The organism is Rhodobacter capsulatus (genome assembly GCF_052363185.1).
Lineage (GTDB): Bacteria > Pseudomonadota > Alphaproteobacteria > Rhodobacterales > Rhodobacteraceae > Rhodobacter > Rhodobacter capsulatus_E.
The window spans coordinates 2,165,429-2,186,988 of sequence record NZ_CP198955.1; the positions used below are offsets into that span (position 1 = coordinate 2,165,429).

Genomic DNA, 21,560 nt, shown 5'->3' on the forward strand with positions numbered 1-21,560 from the left:
TATCCTCGGGGGTGAGATGGGATCGAGCAGCCTTCCGGTGGAAGGCTGCCCCATCGAACGGGGCAGACACCCCCCGGCGGCCCGGGCAGGAGCCCTGATCTCCGAAAACCCGATCCGCGTTTATGCCGCCTGTTGGCCCTTCCGGCTCGACGAAGTCGCGGGCATCGCCACCAACCTTGGCGCGGGCTGACCCGCGACCCCATGCGCCTTGACGCATGGGATGCGCCGGCACGAATATGCGTCAAAGCGCAAAAGGTGTCCGATGATTCTTCCCGTTCTCACCGCCCTGGCCGAGCCGACCCGTCTGGCTGCGATGATCCGTCTGGCCGATGGGCGCGAGCATTGCGTCTGCGAGCTGATGGCGGCGCTTGACGCCACGCAAAGCCGGATGTCGCGGCATATGCAGGCGCTGAAACTTGCGGGGCTGGTGGTGGACCGGCGCGACGCGCAATGGGTGCGCTACCGGCTGAACCCCGAGATGCCGCCCGAAATCCGCGCCGTGCTGACCGCCGTTCTGGACGCGGCCCGAACCGGCGAAAGGAACGCCGCATGAGCGATCACCCCCTTTCCACCCGTCCGGCCCCGGACTGGCTCTGGCATCTCGGCCTCGCGGCGGGGCTTGTGCTTTGGGGGGCGCTCTATCGCCAGCTTGCGCCCCTGTCCGAGCGGCTCACCGCGCTGATCCCGGTGGACCGTCACAGCGCCACCGGCGAAGCCATCGCGTTCTTCCTGTATGACGTGCCCAAGGTGATGATGCTGCTGGCGCTGATCGTCTTTGCCATGGGGGTGGTGCGCAGCTGGTTTGCGCCCGAACGCACCCGCGCCCTTCTGGCCGGGCGGCGCGAGGGGGTGGGCAATGTGCTCGCGGCTGGGCTTGGGGTGGTGACGCCGTTCTGCTCCTGCTCGGCGGTGCCGCTGTTCATCGGCTTTGTCTCGGCCGGGGTGCCCTTGGGCGTCACCTTTTCCTTCCTGATCTCGGCGCCGATGGTGAACGAGGTCGCCTTGTTGCTGCTTTTCGGTCTGGTCGGCTGGCAGGTGGCGGCGGTCTATTTCGGCTTCGGGCTGGCCGTCGCCATCGTCTCGGGCTGGGTGATCGGGCGGCTGCATCTGGAGGGCTGGCTGCAGGATTGGGTGCGTGACATCCATTCCGGCGCCTCTGCCCCCGCGGATTTCGAGGGCGACCGGCTGAGCATGGTGGACCGCTACCGTCTGGGATTTGCGGCGCTGCGCGAGATCGTCGGCCGGGTCTGGCTGTGGATTTTGGCCGGGATCGGCTTGGGGGCGTTGATCCACGGCTATGTGCCGCAAGATCTGATGGCGCGGATCATGGGGGCGGAGGCCTGGTGGTCGGTGCCCGCCGCCGTTGTGATCGGCATTCCCATGTATACCAATGCCGCAGGCGTGATCCCGATCGTCGAGGCGCTTCTGGGCAAGGGGGCCGCTTTGGGCACGGTTCTCGCCTTCATGATGTCGGTGATCGCGCTGAGCCTGCCCGAGATGATCATCCTGAAACAGGTCCTCAGCCTGCGGCTGATCGCGGTTTTCGTCGCCGTGGTGGGCAGCGGCATTCTGGCGGTGGGCTATCTCTTCAACGTTCTGTTCTGAAAGGACAAGCCATGGACATCAAGGTGCTGGGCACGGGCTGCGCCAAGTGCAAGGCCACCGCCGATCTGATCACGCAGGTGGCGGCCGAGGCGGGCAAGAAGGTCGAGATCGTCAAGGTCGAGGAGATGCGCCAGATCGTCGGCTATGGCGTGATGACGACGCCCGCCGTGGTGGTGGGCGAGAAGGTCGTTCACAAGGGCTCGGTGCCGAGCCGCGCGCAAATCTTGGCTTGGCTGGCATGAGGAGACGATGATGACCGAACAAAAAGACCTGCCCGAGGCGCGCGAAGCCTGCCCGACCGCGTCGCAAAAGCTCTTGGCCGAGGGGGCGCTGCTCGTGGACGTGCGCGAGGCCGACGAGGTGGCGGCCTGCGGTTTTGCGGGCTGCGCGGTGATGCCTCTGCCGCTGAGCCAATTCGAGGCCCGCTTTGCCGAAATCCCGCGCGATCGCGAGGTGATCTTGGCCTGTGCCAATGGCGATCGCAGCCTGAAGGCCACCTATTTCCTGATGTATCAGGGCTATACGAAGGTGACGAACATGAAACACGGGCTGGCGCGCTGGGTCGCCCGGGGCTTTCCGATCACCGGCACCGCCGCCGCCATCACCGAGGGCGGCGGCGGCTGCGGCTCGGGGAATTGCTGCTGAGGCCCGCGCCGCGCCCGAGGGGAAACCAAAGAAGCTGATCGCCACCGCGAGTTCGAAGACATTCGACGCCCCGATCCGCGCCGAGGGGGCGGCAGCGCAATGCGCCGAATTCCTGCTTCGCTTCCCCTCACCCAGCCCCGCCGATCGGGCGGAAAAGCTCGGTGAGGGTTGCGTCGTCGAGGGCGAGCCGATCCCCGGCCTTGCCCTCGAACAGAGCATCGGCGAGGGCTTGTTTGCGGGCCTGCAGCGCCAGGATCGCCTCTTCGACCGTGCCTTCGGCCACCAGCCGATAGACGAAAACCGATTTCGTCTGCCCGATCCGATGCGCCCGGTCCATCGCCTGGCGCTCCACCGCCGGGTTCCACCAGGGGTCGTAAAGGATCACCGTATCCGCCGCCGTCAGCGTCAGCCCGACCCCGCCCGCCTTCAGGCTGATCAGGAAAATCGGCGCAGCACCACCCTGAAACCTCTCGATCGCGCCCTCGCGGTCGAGGGTCTCGCCGCTGAGCCAGGCATAGGGCCAGCCGCGCGCCTGCACATCGGCCTCGATCAGCCGCAGCATCTCGACGAATTGCGAGAACACCAGCACCCGCCGCCCCTCCGCCATCAGGGCCTCGAGCATCTCGAGCAGCCGGTCGCGCTTGGCGCTTTCAACCACCCGCGCCCCGTCCTTGAGCAGGCCCGGATCGCAACAGGCCTGCCGCATCTTCAACAGCGCGTCGAGAATGGTGATCTGCGCCCCTTCGAGGCCGCGGGCGGCAATCGCCTCGCGCACACGGGCGTCCATCGCCACCCGGACCGTCTCATAAAGCGCCTGCTGCTTTGCACCCAGCGTCACGAATTCGGTGATCTCGGTCTTGGGCGGCAGATCGAGGGCGACCTCGTCCTTGGTGCGGCGGAGCAGGAACGGCCGGATGCGCCGGTTCAGCCGCGCCTGCGCCAGCGCGTCGCCCGCCTTTTCGATCGGGCCCTGAACCTCGGCCTTGAACCGCTTGCGATCGCCCAGAAGCCCCGGCACCAGCCAATCGAACAGCGTCCAGAGATCGCTCAGGCTGTTTTCAACCGGCGTGCCGGTCAGCGCCAGCCGCATCCGGCCGCGCAGCTCGCGGATGCGTTTGGCGGCGTTCGAGGCCGGGTTCTTCACCGCCTGCGCCTCGTCGAGCACGACGATTTCCCAGGTCCGCGCCGTGAGAACCGCGTGGTCGCGGTGCAAGAGCGGATAGGTTGAGATCACCAGATCGGCGCGGTCGATGGCGTCGAACCGGGTCTTGCGGTCGGGGCCGTGCAGCACCAGCACCTTCAGATCGGGGGTGAATTGCGCCGCCTGCCGCGCCCAGGCCCGGGCAAGGCTGGTCGGCACGATCAGAAGGCTCGGCCCCTCGGCCTTGCGGTCCAGATGGTGGCGCGCCAACAGGGCCAGGGCCTCGAGCGTCTTGCCCAGCCCCATGTCATCGGCCAGAAGCCCGCCAAAACCGGTGTCGGCCAGCGCCGCCAGCCAGCCGTAGCCGGTCGCCTGATAGGGGCGCAGCACGGCGCGCAGGGCGACGGGGGGCGTGATCGCCTGCGGGTCGACAAGCGCGTTCAGGCGTCGGCCAAGCTGCAAAAGGCTCTCGCCGCCGTGGAACGGAATGCCGTGGCCCGCCAGCGCCTCGGCCAGCTGCGCGACCTGCCCGGCCTCGGCGGGATGGACGCGGGCGATCAGCCCGAGGCTGGGCAGTAGCACCCGCATCAGCCCCACGAGCTGGTCGGTCTGCACCCGCGCATGCCGCCCATCGGCCAGCGCGACAAAGACCGGGGTCGCCGCGACAAGGGCCGCAAAATCCGGGGCGGCAATGTCCTCTTCGCTGAGGTTTTTCGGCAGCCGGGCCAGCAGCTGCGCGATCAAGGGCGCAAGATCGACACGTTCGTCCTCGACGAAAAGCGAGAGCCCGAAATCGAAGAACCCCGACCCCGCCGGGCTGCCCAGAGACGGGTCAAGATGCGCCGTGATCTCGGCCGGGGCATCCACCAGCGTACAGGGCCAGCTGTCGTCCTGTTCGATGCGCCAACCCGAGGCCCGCAGCGCAGGCAGCGTCTCGGCCTGAAACAGCAGCGCGCGGGGCAGCGCCTCGGAAAAGCTGACCCGGTCTTGGTCCCATTCGTCTTCGACGAAGATCCGGTCGAGCGGCCCGGCCTGTTTGCCAAAGCTGTGCCGCTCGATCTGCGCGGGGAGAAGCGCGCCCAGACCGCGCAGCCGATCCAGCGCCGCCGCCTCTGCGGCTGTGTCGCGCAGGAGCGTGACGACCTTGCCGGCCTCGTCAAAGCGCAACGGGGTGGCGGGATGGGCCGGAACGACATGGCCGTCATAGTCGAAGCCCAGCCGCAGCGCCGGGGCGACGACGGGGATGGTCTCGCGCCGCCAGGCCTCGCCGATCTGTTTTTGGCCCCGCAGGCCGATCAGCCGCAGCACCGGCACCGGGGCGCGGCCCTGCCGGGTCTCGACCCCGATCGCCTGTGGCGCAGGCAGGCCCGGGGCGGCAAGGCCAAGCCGGTGGGCCGCCTCGGCCGCATGTTCGGGGGCGATCCGCGGCGCGCGGGCCAGGTGGCGCAGCGCTGCCGTGGCATGGGGCGTGTGCAGATCGCCAAAGGCCCCGGTCGCCGGATCGAGCCAGAGGGGTGGCGTGAGCGGCAGGGCGATCAGGGCCGCGCCGGTGACGTCCTCGATCAGCCGCAACTCCTGCGCGCCCCCGGGCAGGCTGTGCCAGCGGAACTGCCCGGACCGCGCCGGACCCTCGTGCAGAAAGGGGCCGTTGCGCTCGCCCCAGCGCGCCCGGCCGGTGGCGGCGATGCGGCGCAGGAGCGGTGCCAGATCGGTTGGATCGTCCGAAAGGAAACGCGGCTGGGGAGCGCCCCAACGATGGCCCAGAACAGACCCGTTGACCGGCACCCGCGCCGCCTCGAGATCGCGCAGAAGCTCCAGATCGGTGCGGCGGACGAATTGCGGTCGGGTCTCGGGGCGCCGCAACCGCTCGACATCATAGCGCGTGGCCCGGTCCGAGACCTTTCCCTGCGCGCCGATCGTGGCCTTCATCACCGTGACCGCAAGTACTCCGTTCGAGAGATCAAGCACATAGACCAGCCGATCCCGCACGGTCGGGGGATAGGTGTCGGCGGCGGGTTCGGGGTGATCGAGCGCCTGCGCCACCCCGTCGAGCCATTGTGCCAGGGGCCAAGGTAGCTGGGCGGGGGCGGGCGGCTTGGGCCGGGGAATTCCGGGCAAAGGGGCGGCATCGGTCGCCACCTCGATCTGCCAGGCCAACAGCGCCGCCACCATATGCTTGCACCGTTGCCCGACCGGACAGCTGCAGGCCCCGTCGATCCGTGTCAGGCGCAGATCATCGCTGAACGTCAGCCTGAGACGCAAGCTGTAGGTTTCCCGATGCGATCCGGTCACCCGCGCCGTGAAGCGCCCGTCGTCGTCGGCCCGGGTCTCGAGCACCCGCCCCTCGCGCCAAGAAACCATGCCCCGCGCCAAGGTGCCGCTGTCAAAGAGCCGCTCCAGCCCCAGTTGCATGCCATCCGCCCCGTCTGAACGGCGCGACGCTACAGGGCGGAGGGGAGAGGCGCAATGACCTGCGAAGACGCAAAATGGCCTGTCCATAAAGACCCGCGACCGGCGATCGGGGGGGCATCGGATCATCCAAGGGGGGCGTTCAGGGGCTCCCCCTGCCGCCCCGCCGCTCAGCGTCGGAAGCGAAGCTCGGTCGTCAGCGTCAGCCGCTCGCCGGAATATCCGCGCGCCGCGAAGGCAAGCTCCAGACCGATTGCGCCGTCATGGCTTGGCGGCATGCTCAGTGCCGCGCCCAACTCCAGGAAATTGGCGTGCAGGGTCGCGTTGCTGCGAACGCGCAGCACCGGATTGTCGACGCGGGTCCGGATGAAGGCGATCTCATGGCCGATGCCAAGCCGCGTCCGGAGCGTGAAACGGTCACTGCGCGGCACGGGGGCGTGCCATTCGAGCCCCAGCGTCGGATCAATTTCGAGGGTCTTGAAGCCGACCGTCCCGGGCTCGGACAGAACCCGCGTGAACCCCTGCGGAAAGGCGTAGCGGCTTTGGCCAAAGGCCGCCGAGACCGTGAAGGTCGCGGCCAGGCTTTCCGAAAGCTCCCGGTCGGCCTGCAGCCCAAGGCCGATCCGGCGACTGCTCCGGCGATACCATGGCAGCGCATCCTCGAACCCAAAGACCTCGCCCTGCGCGCTTTTCGCGGCCCGGGCATGCGCCTGCGCCCAGGTCTCGCCGCATCGCGACGGGCCACAAAACTGCGCCAGCGTCGCGGACAGGGCCCCGCCGATCTGGCCATCCCGACTTTCGCCCAGAACAAGAAAGATCCGCGGCTCCGCAGAGGCCGGAAAGGCCGCAAGCACAAGGAAAAGGACCCGGCATCCCCGGGACAGGACGGAAAAGAACATGCGGCGGGCGCACTCCCATGCGTTCGAAACACCCCTTTAGAAGCGCGCCACCCGCAGGGCGCAAGCAAGATCATGCCACGCGCGGATTGCGGCACGGGATTTTGCACCTATAGTGGCGCCGATCCGTGACGGATTTGGTTCGAAGGTTCTTGGAGGATTTTCCTTTGGTCGCAGTTTCCTTTTCGACAGCCCTCTTTGGTCTTGTCGCCCGTGTCGAAGACCAGATCGAGGCGGGCGAGCTGACGCCCTCGAACCTCTATCTCGACTGGATTTCGGGTTTCGATGAGGCGCTTTCGGCGTATCGGATGCGCGTTGATGAACTGACCTCGACAGAGGTGCGGATCAGCGTGCCCTCCCTTACCCCCGCGGCCTTGCGGTATTCGCTCTCCCTCACCGGGGCGGGTTTCGGGCCGGTCGGCAGTTTCGACGCGCTGATGACCGCGATCGACGAGGGCCTCGCGACCGGGGTTTTCACCGCCTTGACCCTGCGCCTTGGCGCGACGACGCTGTGCCAGATCAACTTTGCCACCGACCATTACACGATGACGAGCGGGCAGGAAACCTTCACGCTGCAGGGCGCCCTGCCCCAGAGCTTTCAGGATCTCACCGATCTGGGGGCGATGCTGTCCTATCTCGACATGGAGACGCTGGCCTCGCTTGGCAACACCATGCGCACGCAGCTGTTCAACGCGCTTTCGGCTTACGGCCTGACCGGGATCAGCGCCGCCACCAGCGCCTCGGGCACGAATGCGACGATTTTCGCCCTGAACGTCACCGACAGCGCCATCTCGCTGCAGATCGGCGAGATGCAGATCGCGCTGACCGGCACCTTCCCCACCGATCTGGGCGCGGCGGCGTCGATTGCCTGGCAGGTCTGGCAGATGACCGCAAGCTCGGGCGGGGATTACGATCCGACACAGATCACCGGGCTTGGCATCGAGGGTCTGGAGATCCGCGACGGCCGCGGGGCTATCGTGCTCGACATCAATGCCCCGATCGACTTCGATGGCAGAAATATCCTCACCGTCACCGGAACCGCCGGGGCGGACAGCTTCGACACCGCGGCAACCGGCCTCATCGACGGCGCCATTGCGCGGGCCGCGATCACCCTGCAGGGCGGCAACGACCGCGTGACGCTGGATGTCGAGGACATGTTCACGGGCGTCTACGAGGACGGCACGCCCACGACAAGCATCGCCATGGTCACGCTGAACGGCGGCCTTGGCAGCGACACGCTGACGATCTCCGGCTACGGGTACGAGGGCGGAATGGACTATGTCCTGCTCAACCTTGGCAGCGGCAGCATTTCGGGCTTCAACCTTTGGGAAAGCGCCCGGGTATGGGCTGCGCAATACAGCGATTTCGAGCGGATCGTCTTCGGGGCGCGCAACGGCGTGGCGCAGGGCGGCACCGGCGCCGATCTGGTCGCCCTGACCGGGACCACGACAGAGGACGGCTGGGTCATCCCCGTGAACACCTTCACCTTTGCGGGCGGAACGGGAACCGATACGCTCGATCTGTCGGGCCTCTTGTGGTATGACGCCTCCTATACCCTGCACCGCGGCATCACGCGGGCGGAATTCACCGCGCTTTTCGAAGGGGTTCGCAGCGCCGGAAGCGCCCGGGCGGTGTTCTCGTCCGAGTTGTACCTGCTGCCCGAACTGACCTTGCAGGATGTCGAGGCATTGCGCTTCAGGACGGCGGGGGGCGGCGTCGAGACCATTGCCCTTTCGAGCATGACGATCGTGACGCAACTGGGCCGCGCGGGGTCGTTCACCGGCGGCACCGGAGCCGACAGCATTCGCGGCGGCAGCGGAAACAACCATATTCTTGGCGGCGGCGGCGCGGATACCATTGCGGCAGACGCTGGCGCGGATGAGGTTTCCGGCGGGACCGGCGACGACCTGATTTCGGGCGGCGAGGGCAACGACACGGTGAACGGCGACGCCGGCCATGACACGATCCTCGGCGACGGCGGCAACGACCTGCTGCTTGCCGGGACCGGGGGCGACACGCTGCTGGGCGGCGCGGGCGATGACACGCTTTCGGGCTCGACCGGGATCGACGCGCTTTATGGTGGCGCGGGCAACGATGTCTATGTGGTGAACTCGGGGCTTGATGTTGTCAGCGAAGGCCATTTTGGCGGTCCGCAAACGGATCTGGGCGGGATCGACACGGTGCGGAGTTCGGTCAGCTTCTCGCTCGCGGGGGGCGGCCGTCAATTCATCGAGACCCTCTCCCTGACCGGCACGGGCGATACCGAGGCCATCGGGAACAGCCTGGCGAACCGGCTTGTCGGCAATGCCGGGGACAATCGTCTGGCCGGACGCGGCGGCGCGGATGTGCTGACCGGTGGCGCGGGCGCCGACATTTTCGTCTTTGACACCCGGGCTTACACGAGCACCGCGGATCGGATCACCGACTTCACCGTGACCGAGGACTGGATCCAGTTCGAGCTTGACGTCTTCACCGGACTGTCCGCGGGCCCGCTGCAGGGCTCGGCCTTCGTTGCGAATACCACGGGCCGCGCCGCGGATGCGAGTGACCGGATCATCTACGAAACCGACACGGGGGCCTTGTGGTATGATGCCGATGGCTCCGGGGCCGGTGCCCGCGTGCTTGTCGCCACGCTGAGCAGCGGTCTGGCGCTGACGGCGCAGGATTTCGCGGTGATCTAGGCCGCGCCGCGCCCCCTGCCCCCGATGCGCACTCCCCCCGGCGACAGGCGCCGCCGGGCGGGTTTTCCGCCGGAAGGCATGCCCCCGCCTCCGACCAAGAGCCTTGCGCGGCAGAGTCGCCTGCCGTAAGCTTTCCGCATGAACGGAGTATTTTGCGCATGAATGATCGTCCCAGCATTCTGGTCATCGGAAACAGCCACATCGAATGTCTTGTGGCCGCGCTCAAATTGCAGTCCGACGGGGCGGTCAAATGCCTGAACCTGCGCCAGACGAACAACAGCGATGACATGTCGGCCGCGGAGATTTCCGATTGGGTCAAGGCGCAGACGCCGCTGACCGACCCCGATGTGGTCTGCCTCTGCGTGAAGGGCAATCAGCACAATATCTACGGCATCGTCGAAAGTCCGAAGCCGTTCTCGCTGGGCGCCGAAACGACCGGGGCGCCGGGGCTGAACGATCCCACGCGCAGCTTCATTCCGTTCCATCTCATGGTCGATCATCTGGTCGAAACCTTCAAGCCAGAGCAGGTCAAGGCCATTTACGACACCTTTCCCCGGGCCGCGCGGCTTTATCTGAACGCGCCGCCGCCGATCGGCGACTGGGATCATATCGTGGCCCATCCGCGCCTGTTCGCCGACCGGCTGGGCCAGGGCCCGGCGCCGAAACCCCTGCGTCTTCAGCTTTATGCCGCCCAGACCGCCGCCTTGCGCCGGATCGCGCACAGCTGCAAGGCGCGCTTCGTGGAGCCCCCGCCCGACAGCGTCGATGCCGAGGGCTTCATGGTCGCCGATTTCTGGGGGATCGACCCCACCCATGGCAACGCGGCCTACGGGGCGCGGGTGCTGGAGAGCCTGAGCAAGGTGGCGCAAGAGCTTTGCGCCGAAGGAGCGGTCTGATGCGTCAACCCTATGCCGGACTGCCGAACGCGCAATTCTGGAAGAAAGAGCCGGGGGTCGCCGATCCCGCCCTGCTCGATCCGGTCTCTGATCCGCCCTTCCGCATCAGCAATTAGGATCGGATCGTGACGGCGGGCAGCTGTTTTGCCCAGCATGTCGCGCGCACCATGGCCGATGCCGGTTTCAATCATCTGATCACCGAAACGGTGCATCCGATCATCCGCCCCAAAGTGGCGCGGGCGCATCAATATGGCGTGTTTTCCGCCCGTTACGGAAATGTCTATACGGCCCGGCAATTGCTGCAACTGCTGCATCGGGCCTATGGCCTGTTCACGCCGCAGGTCGCCTGCTGGCCTGCGCCGAAGGGCGCGCCCGGCGTTGTCGATCCGTTCCGGCCGCAGATCCAGCCCGGGGGCTTCCTGTCCGCAGCCGAGCTGGAGGCCGACCGCGCGGTGCATTTCGCGGCGGTGCGGCGCGCCATCGAACAGATGGACATCTTCGTCTTCACCCTGGGCCTGACCGAGGGATGGGCCGATCGGCGCGACGGCGCCGTCTATCCGATCGCGCCGGGGGTGGCCGGTGGCACCTATGACCCCGAGACCGTCGGCTTCGTGAATTTCGACGAGACCGAGACCTATGCCGATCTGGCTGCCGCGCTGGAGTTCATCCGGGACAAGAACCCCCGGGTGAAGGTCATCCTGACCGTCTCGCCGGTGCCGCTCAACGCCACCTACGAGCCCCGCCATGTGCTGGTTTCGACCACCTGGTCAAAGGCGGTGCTGCGCCTTGCCGCCGAAAAGGCGACCCGGGCCTTTGCCGATTGCGTGTATTTCCCGTCCTACGAGATCATCACCAGCCCGCATGTGCAGGGGCGCTATTACGCCGAGGATCGCCGCGAAGTGACCGAGGCGGGGGTCTCGCATGTGATGCGGCTCTTCCGCAAGCATTTCACCGAAGGCGCGCGGCAGCCCGAGGCGCCCGCCCCTGCCCCGGCGCTGGAGGATGCGGCGCGGCAGCATCTGGAACAGATGTCCGCGCGCATCGAGATCCTGTGCGACGAAGCCGCCATCGACAACGAGCGCTGAGCCCCCCCGCAACCGGCCTCCTCTGATCGGACCGTCTTCGGAACGGTCCGGGGATAAAGCCTTGCGCAGGACGCGGCCGCCGCTCAGGCGGCCTCGGGACCGCGGCTGGGCGGCGCCCCCGTCCAGTGGCGCCAGGCCCGCCAGAACACCGTGCCATCGGCATAACCCAGCGCCTGCGCCACCGCCTCGACCGACAGGCCGCGCTCGCGCAGCAGCACCTCGGCCCGGCGTTGCCGTTGCTGGCGCAGAAGGCCGCTCAGGCTGTGCCCCTCGGCGGCGAGCCGCCGCTGCAGGCTGCGCGGCGCCATCCGCAGCGCCGCCGCAATCGTGGGCAGGTCGATCGGCCGCACGCCCAGATAGAGGTCGATCAGCGCCTCGACCTGCGTCGCAAGGCTTTCGGACCGGCCCGCATCGGCGGTCAGATCCTGCAGATGCCGCTCGATCAGCGCGATCATGTCGGGGTCTTCGGCGCGATGCACCCGGTCGGCCTCGGCGGCGGAAAAGACGATGGCATTGACGGGCTGGGAATGCCGCACCGGCGCGCGGAAGAGCGCCTCGAGCCGCGGTTTCTCGGCAATCGGCGGATGGGTGAAGCGGATCTCCAGCGGCCGCCAGCGCGGATCGAAGGCGCCGCGGATCAGCCGACAGACCGCCGCCAAGCTGAATTCCGTATCCTGCCGTGAGGCGATCAGCACCGGCGCCGTCAACCGATAGGTGAAGACAAGCTGGTCCTCCTCCTCGGTCAGGCTGGATTGCGTGGCGCTTTGCAACGCCCCCGACCAGCGCGCAAAGGCGGCGAGCGCCCCGCGGATCGTGCCCGCCTGCACCGCGCGCAAGCCGATGGGCGCCAGATTGCCCGGCCGCATCCCGAAGCCCAAGCGTGCGCCAAAGAGCGGATCCCCCGCCAATTCCGCCGCAGCCTCGAAAATCGAGAGATAACTTTGCAAGGGAATCGCTTCGTAAGGGTCGGCCAGCACCTCGGGCGAGAGCTGTTCGCGGGAAAGCAGAGTTTTCAACTTGCCCGGATCATCGGCAAAGTATTCCAGAATGGGCCCAAAAATCAGGGCCCTGACAGACAGCATTCCGGGCAGCGGGGTGCTGATCGTGGACATTTTTCCTCATTTTTCCCCCAGAGGGGGGCTTTGGCGCAAACTATCGGATTTTTGGCGCGGATTGCAATGGCCGCTCTTGCCGGGGGACCTGCAGACCGGAGTCAAAGAAACCGAAACAGGGATCGGTAGAATGGAAAACCAACCGGGCGCAAACCGCCTGCAGGCCAATTCGATAGGGCTTGCGCATATCATCTTCTTTGTCGTCGCGGCCGCCGCGCCGATGACCGCCGTCGTCGGCGCCACCCCGCCCGCCTTTGCCTTCGGCAATGGCGCGGGGGTGCCGGGCGCCTTCATCCTGGCGGGGATCCTTTACCTGCTGTTTTCCGTCGGCTTCACCGCGATGACCCGGCATGTGAGCGGCGCCGGGGCGTTTTACGCCTATATCACCCGCGGTCTGGGCAGCCCGGCGGGGATCGGCGGCGCGCTGACGGCCCTTCTCGCTTATTTCGCCATCCAGATCTCGGTCTTCGCACTCTTTGCCGTCTTCGTCTCGGGCTTTGCCGCCTCGCTCGGCCTCGATCTGCCCTGGTGGGTCTGGGCCTTTGCGGGGCTCGCCATCGTCGTGCTTCTGGGGCGGCGTCACATCGCGGTCTCTGGGGTGATCCTCGGCCTGTGCATGATTGCGGAACTCGTGATCCTTCTTGTCCTTGATATCGCGATCCTCGCCCATGGCGGCGGCGAGGCCGGGATCTCGGTCTCGGGCTTCCGGCTTTCGGATGTCTTCGGCCCCGGCCTTGGCGTCACCATGGTCTTCGTGCTGGGCTCTTACGTCGGGTTTGAAGCCACCGCGATCTTCGGCGAGGAAGCCTCGAACCCCGACCGCACCATTCCCCGCGCCACCTATATCGCGGTGATCCTGATCACCGCCTTCTATGCCTTTTCCACCTGGGCCATCGTGCAATATTACGGCCCCGACAAGGCTCAGGAAGCGGCAAGCGCCTCGCTTGAGGGGTTCTATTTCGCCCCGATGGAGGCGCTTCTGGGCGGCTGGGTGGTGAAACTGGCCAATATCCTCCTCATCACCAGCCTCTTCGCCTGCCTGCTGTCCTTCCACAACACGCTCAACCGCTATTTCTACGCGCTGGGGCATGAGGGGTTGCTGTCCTCGCATGTGACGAAGGTCCATGACGATCACGGCTCGCCGCATGTGGCGGGGCTGGTGCAGGCGGCGCTGGTGGCGACGATCCTGGGCCTCTTCGCGCTGATCGGCGCCGACCCCTACGGCGTCGTCTTTTCCTGGATGTCGGCGCTTGCGGTGCTTTCGATCGTCGCGGTGCAGATCATGGTCTCGGTCGCCGTCATCGCCTTCTTCCGCCGTGACAGCTTTGGCCGCTCGCCCCTTGTCACCCTTGTCGCGCCGGTTCTGGCGACGCTTGGCCTGATGACCGCCTTTGGCCTTGTCTGGTCGAACCTCTCGATGCTGACCGGGTCCGAAAGCCCGGTGGTGCAGGCCTTCCCGGTGATCGTCGTCTGTGTCGCGGCCTCGGGCTCGGCCCTTGCGCTGCGGATCAAGCGCAGCCAGCCCGAGCTTTACGCCCGCCTGGGCCGCGCCTTCGACTGAGTTTCCCGCCCTGCCACGCGGCAGGGCATCCCTTCCCCAAAAGTGAGAAATCCCATGAACGCCGAAACGCGTATCGACTTTCTGTACCTTTCCGAACCCGACATGATCAAGGCGGGCGTCACCGACATGGCCGCTTGCGTCGATTGCATGGAGGAGATGTTCGGCCTGCTGCACACGGGCGATTACCGCATGGCCGGGCCGAACAATGACAGCCACGGCGCGATGGTGGTCTTTCCGGCTGAAAGCCCCTTCCCGACGATGCCGAAACCCACCGCGGACCGCCGCTTCATGGCGATGCCCGCTTATCTGGGCGGCCGGTTCTGCACCACCGGGATGAAGTGGTATGGCTCGAATATCGCGAACCGGGACAAGGGCCTGCCGCGCTCGATCCTGATGTTCACCTTGAACGACACCGAGACCGGGGCGCCCTTGGCCCATATGTCGGCGAACCTTCTGTCGGCCTATCGCACCGGGGCGGTGCCCGGGGTGGGCGCGCGGCATCTGGCGCGGCCCAACTCGAAGATCGTCGGTATCCTGGGGCCGGGCGTGATGGCGAAAACGACTTTGGCCGCCTTCATGGTCGCCTGTCCGAAAATCGACACGCTGAAGGTGAAGGGGCGCGGTGAAAAAAGCCTGCAGAACTTCCTTGCCTGGGTGGCCGAGACCTATCCGCAGATCACCAGCGTGACCGTGGTGGACAGCATCGAAGAGGTCGTGCGCGGCTCGGACCTGTTTTCCTATTGCAACTCGGGCGAGACGGGCGATCCCTCGACCTATCCGATGGTGAAGCGCGAGTGGGTGAAGCCCGGCGCCTTCATGGCGATGCCCGCGGTGTGCAACATCGACGAGGGGATGCAGGCCCCCGATGTGCGGAAAGTCCTTGATAACACCGGCCTTTACGAGGCCTGGTATGAAGAGGTGCCAAAGCCCGCGCACAACACCATCCCCGTCATCGGCGTGAAGTTCATGGACATGATCGCCGAGGGCAAACTCTCCCATGACGATCTGGAAGACCTTGGCGCCATCGTCGCGGGCGACGCGCCGGGCCGCCGGAATGATCAGGAAATCATCATCATGTCGGTGGGCGGCATGCCGGTCGAAGACGTCGCCTGGGGCACGGTGCTTTACCGCAACGCGGTCGAACGCGGCATCGGCGTGAAGCTGAACCTTTGGGAAGAACCCGTCCTGCGCTGACACAAGGGGGGCGCAGGCCCCCCGAACCTTCAGGAAAATCAATGACAAAGATCGTGAAGCTGAAATCCGGCGCGGTGCTGGAGGACAAAAGCAGCTATTCCCGTCTGGTCGCCGTGGGCGACTGGATCCAGGTCTCGAACACCGCCGGGCGCAATCCCGAGACAAAACTGATCCCCGAAGACGTGGCCGACCAGACCCATCAGGTCTTCGCCAATATCGCCCGCGCGCTTGCGGCCGTGGGCTCGGGTCTGGGCGACGTCATCGCCGCCCACGTCTTCATTCAGGAGCCCGCCGACACGCCCGCGGTGATGGCGATCTTCGCCGAGGTCTTCCGCGGCGTCGATCCGGCGCTGACCGTGACCTGCCCGCCCTTGGGCTCGACCGTCTACAAGGTGGAAATCGAGGTGACCGCCTTTCGCGGCGCGTCGCAGGGCGCCGAAGTGATCCGGCTGGGGGTGTAAGCCATGGAACCGCTTGCCAATCTTCCGCCCTCCACCCCCGACATTCCGGCGCAAACCACCGTTGTCGTGATCGGCGCGGGCATCGTGGGCCTCTCGGCCGCGCTGACGCTGACCGAGCGCGGCATCCCGGTGACGGTGCTGGAAAAGGGCCGCATCGGCGCCGAGCAATCGGGGCGCAATCTGGGCTGGGTGCGGAAAACCTCGCGCGCGCCCGCCGATGTGCCGCTCGCACAGGCCGCTGACCGGCTTTGGGCCGACATGCCCGCGCGGATCGGCGCCGATTGCGGCTATCGCGCCGCGGGGATCCTGTTTGTCACCCGGTCGCAAAAGCAGATGGGGATTTACGAGGATTGGCTGAAGGCTGTCGCACCGCTGGATCTGGGATCGAGCCTCGTCTCGCCCAAGGACATTGACCGCCTTGTGCCCGGCGGCAAGGGCGATTGGCTCGGCGGCGTGCATACCCCCTCGGACGGGCGGGCGGAACCCTCGCTCGCCTGTGCGGCGCTGGCGCGGGCCGTGCTGGCCAAGGGCGGTCAGATCGTCGAGAATTGCGCCGTGCGCAGCCTTGTAACCAAGGGCGGCCAAGTCTCGGGCGTCATCACCGAACGCGGCGAGATCGGCTGCGAAAAGGTGATCCTGGCCGCCGGGCTCTGGTCGCGGCGGTTCCTCGGCAACCTTGGGATTTTCCTGCCGACGCTGCCGCTCATCTGCTCGGTCCTGCGCACGGCGCCGATGGAGGGGCCTTGCGACACCGCCGTGGGCGGGCCGGATTTCTCCTTCCGCAAGCGTCAGGATGGCGGCTTCACCATCACCCAGCGCGGGCGGCTGGATGCGCCCTTGACCCCCGATCACCTGCGGCTGGGGCTGCGCTACCTGCCGGTTCTGCGCGCGCAGAAAGGCGCGACGCAGGTGGGTTTGGGGCGGCATTTCCTGCATGAGCTTCTGTCGGCAAGGCGCTGGAAAGACAGCGATATCACGCCCTTCGAGCGCTGCCGGATCATGGACCCCGACGTCAATCCCGCACTGAACGCCGAGGCGATGGCGGCGCTGCGCAAGGCCTGGCCCGTCTTCGATCAGGCCCGCATCGCCGCCGCCTGGGCCGGGATGATCGACGTCACCCCCCGACAGCGATCCGGTGATCGACACCGTGGCCGCGCTGCCCGGGCTGATCCTGGCCACCGGCTTTTCCGGCCACGGCTTCGGCACCGGCCCGGCGGCGGGGCATCTGGCCGCCGATCTGGCCACCGGGGCCACGCCGATCGTCGATCCCGCCCCCTATCGGCTGCGCCGGTTCTGAGACCGGCCCCGCCGCGGCCGCCTGCTGAAGACGCGACCCGGGCTCAGCAGGCGGCCAGCGCCCGCAAAAGCTCCTGCGCCCGGGCGCGCAAGGGCGTGTCGCGGCGATAAAAGGCGCGCAGCGGCAGCAGCGGCACGCGCGTGATCGGGCGGGTGACAAGACCCCCTCGTCAGCAGGCTTTCGGCCGTCATCGCGTCGATGATGCCGATCCCGCCGCAAGCGGTGATCATGTGGCAAACGGTCGAACTGTAGGGCACCTGACAGGCCAGCCGATAGGGCAGCCCCTCGGCCCGGAAGGCCCGGCGGATCACTGCGCCCATCGGCGACCAGTCCGGATCGAAGCCGACCAAAGGCTGATCGCGGAAATCGGCAATGACCAGCGTGGGCCGCGCGGCCAGCGGATGATCGGGCGGCATCACGGCGACCAGCGCCACATCGCACAGCGTCTCCTCGGCCAGATCGGGGCGGGGCGGCACGGCCAGCTGCATGCCGATATCGGCGCGGCCGCGGCCGACGTCGTCTTCGGGCTCGCCCACCCACAGCCGCAAGGACCGCGCCCAGCCGCGATAGCCCGCCCGCGCCAGCCGCGGCGCGAGATACCCCTCCACCACCGCGGGCGTGGCCGAAATCGTCACCGGGCGGCTCTGATCGCCGCGGATCGTCTCGATCCGCGCGCGGATGTCCTTTTGCGCGGCAAAGACGGCGCCGGTCTGCGCGTAAAGCTCCAGCGCCTCGGCCGAGGGTTCGAGCCGGTTGCCCCGGCGCTGAAACAGCAAGAAGCCCAGACGGCTTTCCAGCCGCTTCAGCCGGTCGCTGACCGCCGGCTGCGAGACACCCAGCACGCGGGCCGTCTCGATCGTGGTGCCGACCCGCATCAGCGTGCCGAAAAGCTCGATTTCCGCCAGATCCATTATCAGATATCCGATTGAGACCCCATGATTTCTCATTATCGCGATTGTACATCGCGATCTAGCCTGATCCGGACGCAGAAAGACAGGAGCGGATTCGGTGTTCTTCGACCCCGACAACGACTGGTCGCGCCGCGCGGCGCAGGTGGTGGCAGAGCTGCCGGTGCGGTTTGCGGCCGACGGGCTGCGGCCGGACAATCATGCCGTCGTCGCCCTGCGCGAGGAGGGCACGGGCCGCCCGAGCGGCCATGCCCATCGCGGTGACTGGCGCTGCTATCCCTGTTCGCTGGTGAAGAGCTTCCATCTGGTGCATGCGCTGGCGGCGCTGGACGCGGGGGGCTTGACGCCACATCCCGAACTCGACCGGGCGATGCGCGACATGATCCTGTGGTCTTCGAACACGGCGACGAATTACGTGATCGACCTGTTGACCGGGACCACGGGCGACACGCTTCTCGATGGCAATGCGCTGGCCGACTGGATCACCGCGCGCGAGGGGCTGAACCGCTGGTTCGACCGTCTGGGCTGGCCCGAGATGGCGGGCTGCAATCTGACGCAAAAGCTGATGGATGACACCCGCTATGGCCGCGAGGCGCAATTTGCCGCGCAGCGGGGCGGCTATCTGAACCTGCTCACGCCGCTGGCCACGGCGCGGCTGATGGCGGCGATCTTTGATGGCAGCCTGCCGCTGTCGCCCGGCGCGCAGACCCGGGCGCAGGCGCTTTTGGCGCGCGATCCGCAGGGGCGTGAGGCCGCAAATCCGAACTACCAGCTCTCGGAATATCTGGGCGGGCAGATGCCTGCGGGGGTGCGGATCTGGTCGAAGGCCGGGCACAATCTCTGGACCGGCGACCCCAAGGCCTCGTGGTTCAAGCATGACATGATCCGGCTCGCCGCGCCGGGGCAAAGGCCGCTGATCTTCGTTCTGATGACGCAGGGCGAGCGTCTGGCCAACGAGGTGCCCGATGCCTTCCCGCGCATCGGCCGGTTCCTGTTCGACGCCCTGAGCGGTTCGGGCGCATGACCCCATCGCTGCGGCCGCTTTTCCCCGAGATCACGCCGCGTCAAACCGGGCGGCTGCGCGTGTCCGACCGGCATGAAATCCACTATGAGGAGTGCGGTAATCCCGCGGGCCAGCCGGTCCTGATCCTGCATGGCGGGCCGGGGGCGGGCATCGCGCCGTTTTTGCGCCGCAGCCATGATCCCGCGCGCTATCGGATTGTGCTGGCCGATCAGCGCGGGGCGGGGCAATCGACGCCGCCGGGCGAGCTGAGGGAAAACACCACCGCCGATCTGGTCGCCGATATCGAGGCGCTGCGGGATCATCTGGGCATCGAGCGCTGGCAGATCGTCGGCGGCTCCTGGGGCTCGACGCTGGCGCTGGCCTATGGCGTCGCCCATCCCGAGCGGATCACCGGCATGATCCTGCGCGGCATCTTCACCGGGCGGCGGGTGGAACTCGACTGGTTTTACCAGCACGGCGCCGGGATGATCCTGCCCGAGGCCTTTGCCGCCTATCGCGCCGCGATCCCGGCTGCGGAACAGGGCGCGATGATCACCGCCTATCACCGCCGCCTGACCGGCCCCGCCGGGCCTGAACGACGTGCCGCGGCGCAAGCCTGGGCAGCATGGGAAGAGGCCGCGCTGCGGCTGATCCCGCGCCCCTCCGCCCCCGAAGACCCGGCGCAAACCGAGGCCTTTGCCCGGATCGAATGCCATTACTTCGCCAACGGCTGTTTCTTTCCGAGTGATGGCTGGCTACTGGATCAGGTCCGCGCCTCGGCCGCCCTGCGCGCCCTGCCCTGCCACATCATTCAAGGCCGCTACGATCTCGTCACCCCGGCCGCCACCGCGCTTGCGCTGGCAAAGGCCTGGCCGGAGGCCACCCTGACCCTTGTTCCCGATGCCGGGCATTCCGGCACCGAACCCGGCATCGCCGATGCGATGGTGCGCGCGGCCGCTGCCCTTTCCGATCAAGACCCGCATCAAGACGGGTCCTCCCTGCCCTCCCAAAAGTCCACAGAGGAACGCCACCCATGACCCTTCCGTTCAAGACAATGCTCACCGCCGCCTCGCTGATCGCCCTGATGGCGGGCAGCGCGATGGCCGAAACCGTGCTCAACCGCGGCAACAACGGCGATCCGGAAACGCTTGATCCGCACAAGAATTCGACCATTCCCGAGGCGAACCTGATGCGCGATCTTTTCATGGGGCTGACCATGCATGACGGTGCGGCCAATCTGATCCCGGGCGCGGCGGAAAGCTGGAGCGTGTCGGAGGATGGCAAGGTCTGGACCTTCAAGCTGCGTCCCGGTGCGCTCTGGTCGGATGGCACGCCCGTCACCGCCGCGGATTTCGTCTGGTCCTGGCAGCGCGTCGTGTCGCCCGCCACCGCGGCGGAATATGCCTATATGCTGGCGCCGGTGCTGAACGCCGAGGCGATCACCAAGGGCGAGAAACCGGCCACCGATCTGGGCGTGCGGGCTGTCGATGCGACGACGCTGGAAGTCACGCTGAAGGCGCCGACCCCCTATTTCCTTGAAATGCTGACGCATCAGGCGACCTATCCGCTGCAGCGCGCCGATGTCGAAAAATTCGGCGCCGATTTCACCAAGCCCGGCAATCTGGTCTCGAACGGCGCCTACACGCTCGACAGTTTCGTGCCGAACGATCACATCTCGCTGGTGAAGAACCCGAAGTTCTACGACGCCGCGCAAGTCGCCTTTGACCGGGTGAATTTCTACCCGACCGAGGATGCCACCGCCGCCGTGCGCCGCTTCGAGGCGGGCGAGCTGGACATGATGCTTGATTTCCCGGCCGAGCAGACCGCGGCGCTGAAGGAAACGCTGGGCGAGAGGGTCAAGATCGGCCCGACGCTTGCCACCTATTACTATGGCTTCAAGCTCGACAAGGCGCCGTGGTCGGAGCTGGAGATCCGCAAGGCGGTCTCGATGGCGATCGACCGCGATTATCTGGCCGAGGAAGTCTGGCAAAACACGATGATCCCCGCCACTACGCTGGTGCCGCCGGGCATCGCGGGCTATGCGGTCACGCCGCCCGATTGGGCGGGGCTGAGCCAGATCGACCGCGAGGATCAGGCCCGCGCCATTCTGGAAAAGCATGGCTACACCGAGGCGAACCCGCTGAAGATGGAAATCCGCTTCAACACCAATGAAAACAACGCCAATACCGCGGTGGCGCTGCAGGAACTGCTCAAACCGATGGGGATCGCGGTGACGATGGTCAACCTTGATATCGCCGCCCATTACGCGCATCTGGAACAAAAGGGCGATTTCGACGTGGCCCGGGCGGCGTGGTTTGCCGATTACAAAGACCCGGAAAACTTCCTGTCGCTCTGCACCACCGGCGCGGGGAACAACTATTCGCTCTATTCCAACGCCGATTACGACGCGATGCTGCAGCAAGCCGCGGTCGAACCCGATGCGGCCAAGCGCATGGAGCTGCTGGCGAAAGCCGAAACCAAAGGCGTGATCGAGGATCACTGCGTGATGCCGCTGATGTTCTACAGCTATCGCGGCCTTGTCTCGGACAAGCTCGCGGGCTGGCAGGCGAACAGCCTTGACGTGCATCCGAGCCGCTTCCTCGCCCCGGCCCAATGATCCCCGCCCCGGCCGGGCTTCCGTCTGGCCGGGGTTTCCTGCACAAGGC

General features: G+C 66.8%; 18 protein-coding genes and 1 pseudogene. 15 read left to right on the forward strand and 4 right to left on the reverse strand.

The genetic code is table 11. The features are described 5' to 3' along the window. The first annotated feature begins 16 nt into the window (after positions 1–16). From ACTTAG_RS10665 to ACTTAG_RS10685, 5 genes are all read left to right on the forward strand, one after another. Positions 17–190: a hypothetical protein gene (locus tag ACTTAG_RS10665; RefSeq protein ID WP_444462310.1), complete on the forward strand. Its 174-nt coding sequence runs from the start codon at positions 17–19 to the stop codon at positions 188–190. Positions 191–262: 72 nt separating this feature from the next. Then, positions 263–553, forward strand: coding sequence for an ArsR/SmtB family transcription factor (locus tag ACTTAG_RS10670; protein ID WP_444462311.1), 291 nt, complete (start codon positions 263–265; stop codon positions 551–553). Further along, positions 550–1,605 (forward strand): permease, encoded by a 1,056-nt coding sequence (locus tag ACTTAG_RS10675; protein ID WP_444462312.1) that lies wholly within the window; start codon positions 550–552, stop codon positions 1,603–1,605. The genes ACTTAG_RS10670 and ACTTAG_RS10675 overlap by 4 nt, the downstream gene beginning before the upstream one ends. A gap of 11 nt (positions 1,606–1,616) precedes the next feature. Continuing rightward, on the forward strand, positions 1,617–1,847 hold the full coding sequence (locus ACTTAG_RS10680) for a thioredoxin family protein (RefSeq protein WP_444462313.1): 231 nt from the start codon (positions 1,617–1,619) through the stop codon (positions 1,845–1,847). Positions 1,848–1,857: 10 nt separating this feature from the next. After that, on the forward strand, positions 1,858–2,250 hold the full coding sequence (locus ACTTAG_RS10685) for a rhodanese-like domain-containing protein (RefSeq protein ID WP_444462314.1): 393 nt from the start codon (positions 1,858–1,860) through the stop codon (positions 2,248–2,250). A 127-nt stretch (positions 2,251–2,377) separates the two neighbouring features. Here the strand turns inward: ACTTAG_RS10685 and ACTTAG_RS10690 are convergent, their stop codons facing one another. Then, the gene (locus ACTTAG_RS10690; protein WP_444462315.1) at positions 2,378–5,803 is read right to left on the reverse strand and encodes a DEAD/DEAH box helicase; all 3,426 of its coding nucleotides are present in this window, start codon (positions 5,801–5,803) and stop codon (positions 2,378–2,380) included. Between the two features lie 167 nt (positions 5,804–5,970). Further along, positions 5,971–6,699, reverse strand: a complete 729-nt coding sequence (locus tag ACTTAG_RS10695) for a hypothetical protein (RefSeq protein ID WP_444462316.1) — start codon at positions 6,697–6,699, stop codon at positions 5,971–5,973. A gap of 164 nt (positions 6,700–6,863) precedes the next feature. Here ACTTAG_RS10695 and ACTTAG_RS10700 point away from each other — a divergent pair, with 164 nt between their 5' ends. The 3 genes from ACTTAG_RS10700 to ACTTAG_RS10710 all read left to right on the forward strand — a co-directional run bounded on the left by ACTTAG_RS10700 (position 6,864) and on the right by ACTTAG_RS10710 (position 11,358). Further along, positions 6,864–9,377 (forward strand): calcium-binding protein, encoded by a 2,514-nt coding sequence (locus ACTTAG_RS10700; protein WP_444462317.1) that lies wholly within the window; start codon positions 6,864–6,866, stop codon positions 9,375–9,377. A 158-nt stretch (positions 9,378–9,535) separates the two neighbouring features. Further along, entirely contained in the window at positions 9,536–10,273 is a 738-nt protein-coding gene (locus ACTTAG_RS10705) for a hypothetical protein (RefSeq protein ID WP_444462318.1), read from the forward strand. Between the two features lie 125 nt (positions 10,274–10,398). Continuing rightward, positions 10,399–11,358 (forward strand): GSCFA domain-containing protein, encoded by a 960-nt coding sequence (locus tag ACTTAG_RS10710; protein ID WP_444462319.1) that lies wholly within the window; start codon positions 10,399–10,401, stop codon positions 11,356–11,358. 83 nt (positions 11,359–11,441) lie between these two features. Here the strand turns inward: ACTTAG_RS10710 and ACTTAG_RS10715 are convergent, their stop codons facing one another. Next, entirely contained in the window at positions 11,442–12,470 is a 1,029-nt protein-coding gene (locus ACTTAG_RS10715; protein WP_444462320.1) for an AraC family transcriptional regulator, read from the reverse strand. 130 nt (positions 12,471–12,600) lie between these two features. On the opposite strand from ACTTAG_RS10715, the gene ACTTAG_RS10720 reads away from it, so the two are divergent. From ACTTAG_RS10720 to ACTTAG_RS10735, 4 genes and pseudogenes are all read left to right on the forward strand, one after another. After that, the gene (locus ACTTAG_RS10720; protein ID WP_444462321.1) at positions 12,601–14,031 is read left to right on the forward strand and encodes an APC family permease; all 1,431 of its coding nucleotides are present in this window, start codon (positions 12,601–12,603) and stop codon (positions 14,029–14,031) included. A gap of 54 nt (positions 14,032–14,085) precedes the next feature. Beyond that, positions 14,086–15,225 (forward strand): tyramine oxidase subunit B, encoded by a 1,140-nt coding sequence (locus ACTTAG_RS10725; protein WP_444462322.1) that lies wholly within the window; start codon positions 14,086–14,088, stop codon positions 15,223–15,225. A gap of 41 nt (positions 15,226–15,266) precedes the next feature. Beyond that, the gene (locus ACTTAG_RS10730) at positions 15,267–15,686 is read left to right on the forward strand and encodes a Rid family hydrolase (RefSeq protein WP_444462323.1); all 420 of its coding nucleotides are present in this window, start codon (positions 15,267–15,269) and stop codon (positions 15,684–15,686) included. A gap of 3 nt (positions 15,687–15,689) precedes the next feature. Then, positions 15,690–16,983, forward strand: a pseudogene (locus ACTTAG_RS10735) (NAD(P)/FAD-dependent oxidoreductase). On the opposite strand, the gene ACTTAG_RS10740 reads toward ACTTAG_RS10735, so the two are convergent. Beyond that, positions 16,962–17,894 (reverse strand): LysR family transcriptional regulator, encoded by a 933-nt coding sequence (locus ACTTAG_RS10740; RefSeq protein WP_444462324.1) that lies wholly within the window; start codon positions 17,892–17,894, stop codon positions 16,962–16,964. The pseudogene ACTTAG_RS10735 and the gene ACTTAG_RS10740 overlap by 22 nt on opposite strands. A gap of 97 nt (positions 17,895–17,991) precedes the next feature. On the opposite strand from ACTTAG_RS10740, the gene ACTTAG_RS10745 reads away from it, so the two are divergent. The 3 genes from ACTTAG_RS10745 to ACTTAG_RS10755 are packed head-to-tail and all read left to right on the forward strand — an operon-like array spanning position 17,992 to position 21,511. Next, positions 17,992–18,915: a serine hydrolase gene (locus ACTTAG_RS10745; RefSeq protein ID WP_444462325.1), complete on the forward strand. Its 924-nt coding sequence runs from the start codon at positions 17,992–17,994 to the stop codon at positions 18,913–18,915. Continuing rightward, complete coding sequence (gene pip / locus ACTTAG_RS10750) at positions 18,912–19,931, forward strand: prolyl aminopeptidase (protein ID WP_444462326.1); 1,020 nt, start codon at positions 18,912–18,914, stop codon at positions 19,929–19,931. The genes ACTTAG_RS10745 and pip overlap by 4 nt, the downstream gene beginning before the upstream one ends. After that, a complete protein-coding gene (locus ACTTAG_RS10755; RefSeq protein ID WP_444462327.1) occupies positions 19,928–21,511 on the forward strand; it encodes a peptide ABC transporter substrate-binding protein in 1,584 nt (527 codons plus the stop codon). The genes pip and ACTTAG_RS10755 overlap by 4 nt, the downstream gene beginning before the upstream one ends. Positions 21,512–21,560 lie beyond the last annotated feature (49 nt).

What these genes read in the sequence shown, in the direction of transcription:
- ACTTAG_RS10665 (WP_444462310.1), top strand. Translation starts at nt 17, where the DNA reads ATGGGATCGAGCAGCCTTCCGGTGGAAGGCTGCCCCATCGAACGGGGC.
- ACTTAG_RS10670 (WP_444462311.1), top strand. Translation starts at nt 263, where the DNA reads ATGATTCTTCCCGTTCTCACCGCCCTGGCCGAGCCGACCCGTCTGGCT.
- ACTTAG_RS10675 (WP_444462312.1), top strand. Translation starts at nt 550, where the DNA reads ATGAGCGATCACCCCCTTTCCACCCGTCCGGCCCCGGACTGGCTCTGG.
- ACTTAG_RS10680 (WP_444462313.1), top strand. Translation starts at nt 1,617, where the DNA reads ATGGACATCAAGGTGCTGGGCACGGGCTGCGCCAAGTGCAAGGCCACC.
- ACTTAG_RS10685 (WP_444462314.1), top strand. Translation starts at nt 1,858, where the DNA reads ATGACCGAACAAAAAGACCTGCCCGAGGCGCGCGAAGCCTGCCCGACC.
- ACTTAG_RS10690 (WP_444462315.1), bottom strand. Translation starts at nt 5,803, where the DNA reads ATGCAACTGGGGCTGGAGCGGCTCTTTGACAGCGGCACCTTGGCGCGG.
- ACTTAG_RS10695 (WP_444462316.1), bottom strand. Translation starts at nt 6,699, where the DNA reads ATGTTCTTTTCCGTCCTGTCCCGGGGATGCCGGGTCCTTTTCCTTGTG.
- ACTTAG_RS10705 (WP_444462318.1), top strand. Translation starts at nt 9,536, where the DNA reads ATGAATGATCGTCCCAGCATTCTGGTCATCGGAAACAGCCACATCGAA.
- ACTTAG_RS10715 (WP_444462320.1), bottom strand. Translation starts at nt 12,470, where the DNA reads ATGTCCACGATCAGCACCCCGCTGCCCGGAATGCTGTCTGTCAGGGCC.
- ACTTAG_RS10720 (WP_444462321.1), top strand. Translation starts at nt 12,601, where the DNA reads ATGGAAAACCAACCGGGCGCAAACCGCCTGCAGGCCAATTCGATAGGG.
- ACTTAG_RS10725 (WP_444462322.1), top strand. Translation starts at nt 14,086, where the DNA reads ATGAACGCCGAAACGCGTATCGACTTTCTGTACCTTTCCGAACCCGAC.
- ACTTAG_RS10730 (WP_444462323.1), top strand. Translation starts at nt 15,267, where the DNA reads ATGACAAAGATCGTGAAGCTGAAATCCGGCGCGGTGCTGGAGGACAAA.
- ACTTAG_RS10740 (WP_444462324.1), bottom strand. Translation starts at nt 17,894, where the DNA reads ATGGATCTGGCGGAAATCGAGCTTTTCGGCACGCTGATGCGGGTCGGC.
- pip (WP_444462326.1), top strand. Translation starts at nt 18,912, where the DNA reads ATGACCCCATCGCTGCGGCCGCTTTTCCCCGAGATCACGCCGCGTCAA.
- ACTTAG_RS10755 (WP_444462327.1), top strand. Translation starts at nt 19,928, where the DNA reads ATGACCCTTCCGTTCAAGACAATGCTCACCGCCGCCTCGCTGATCGCC.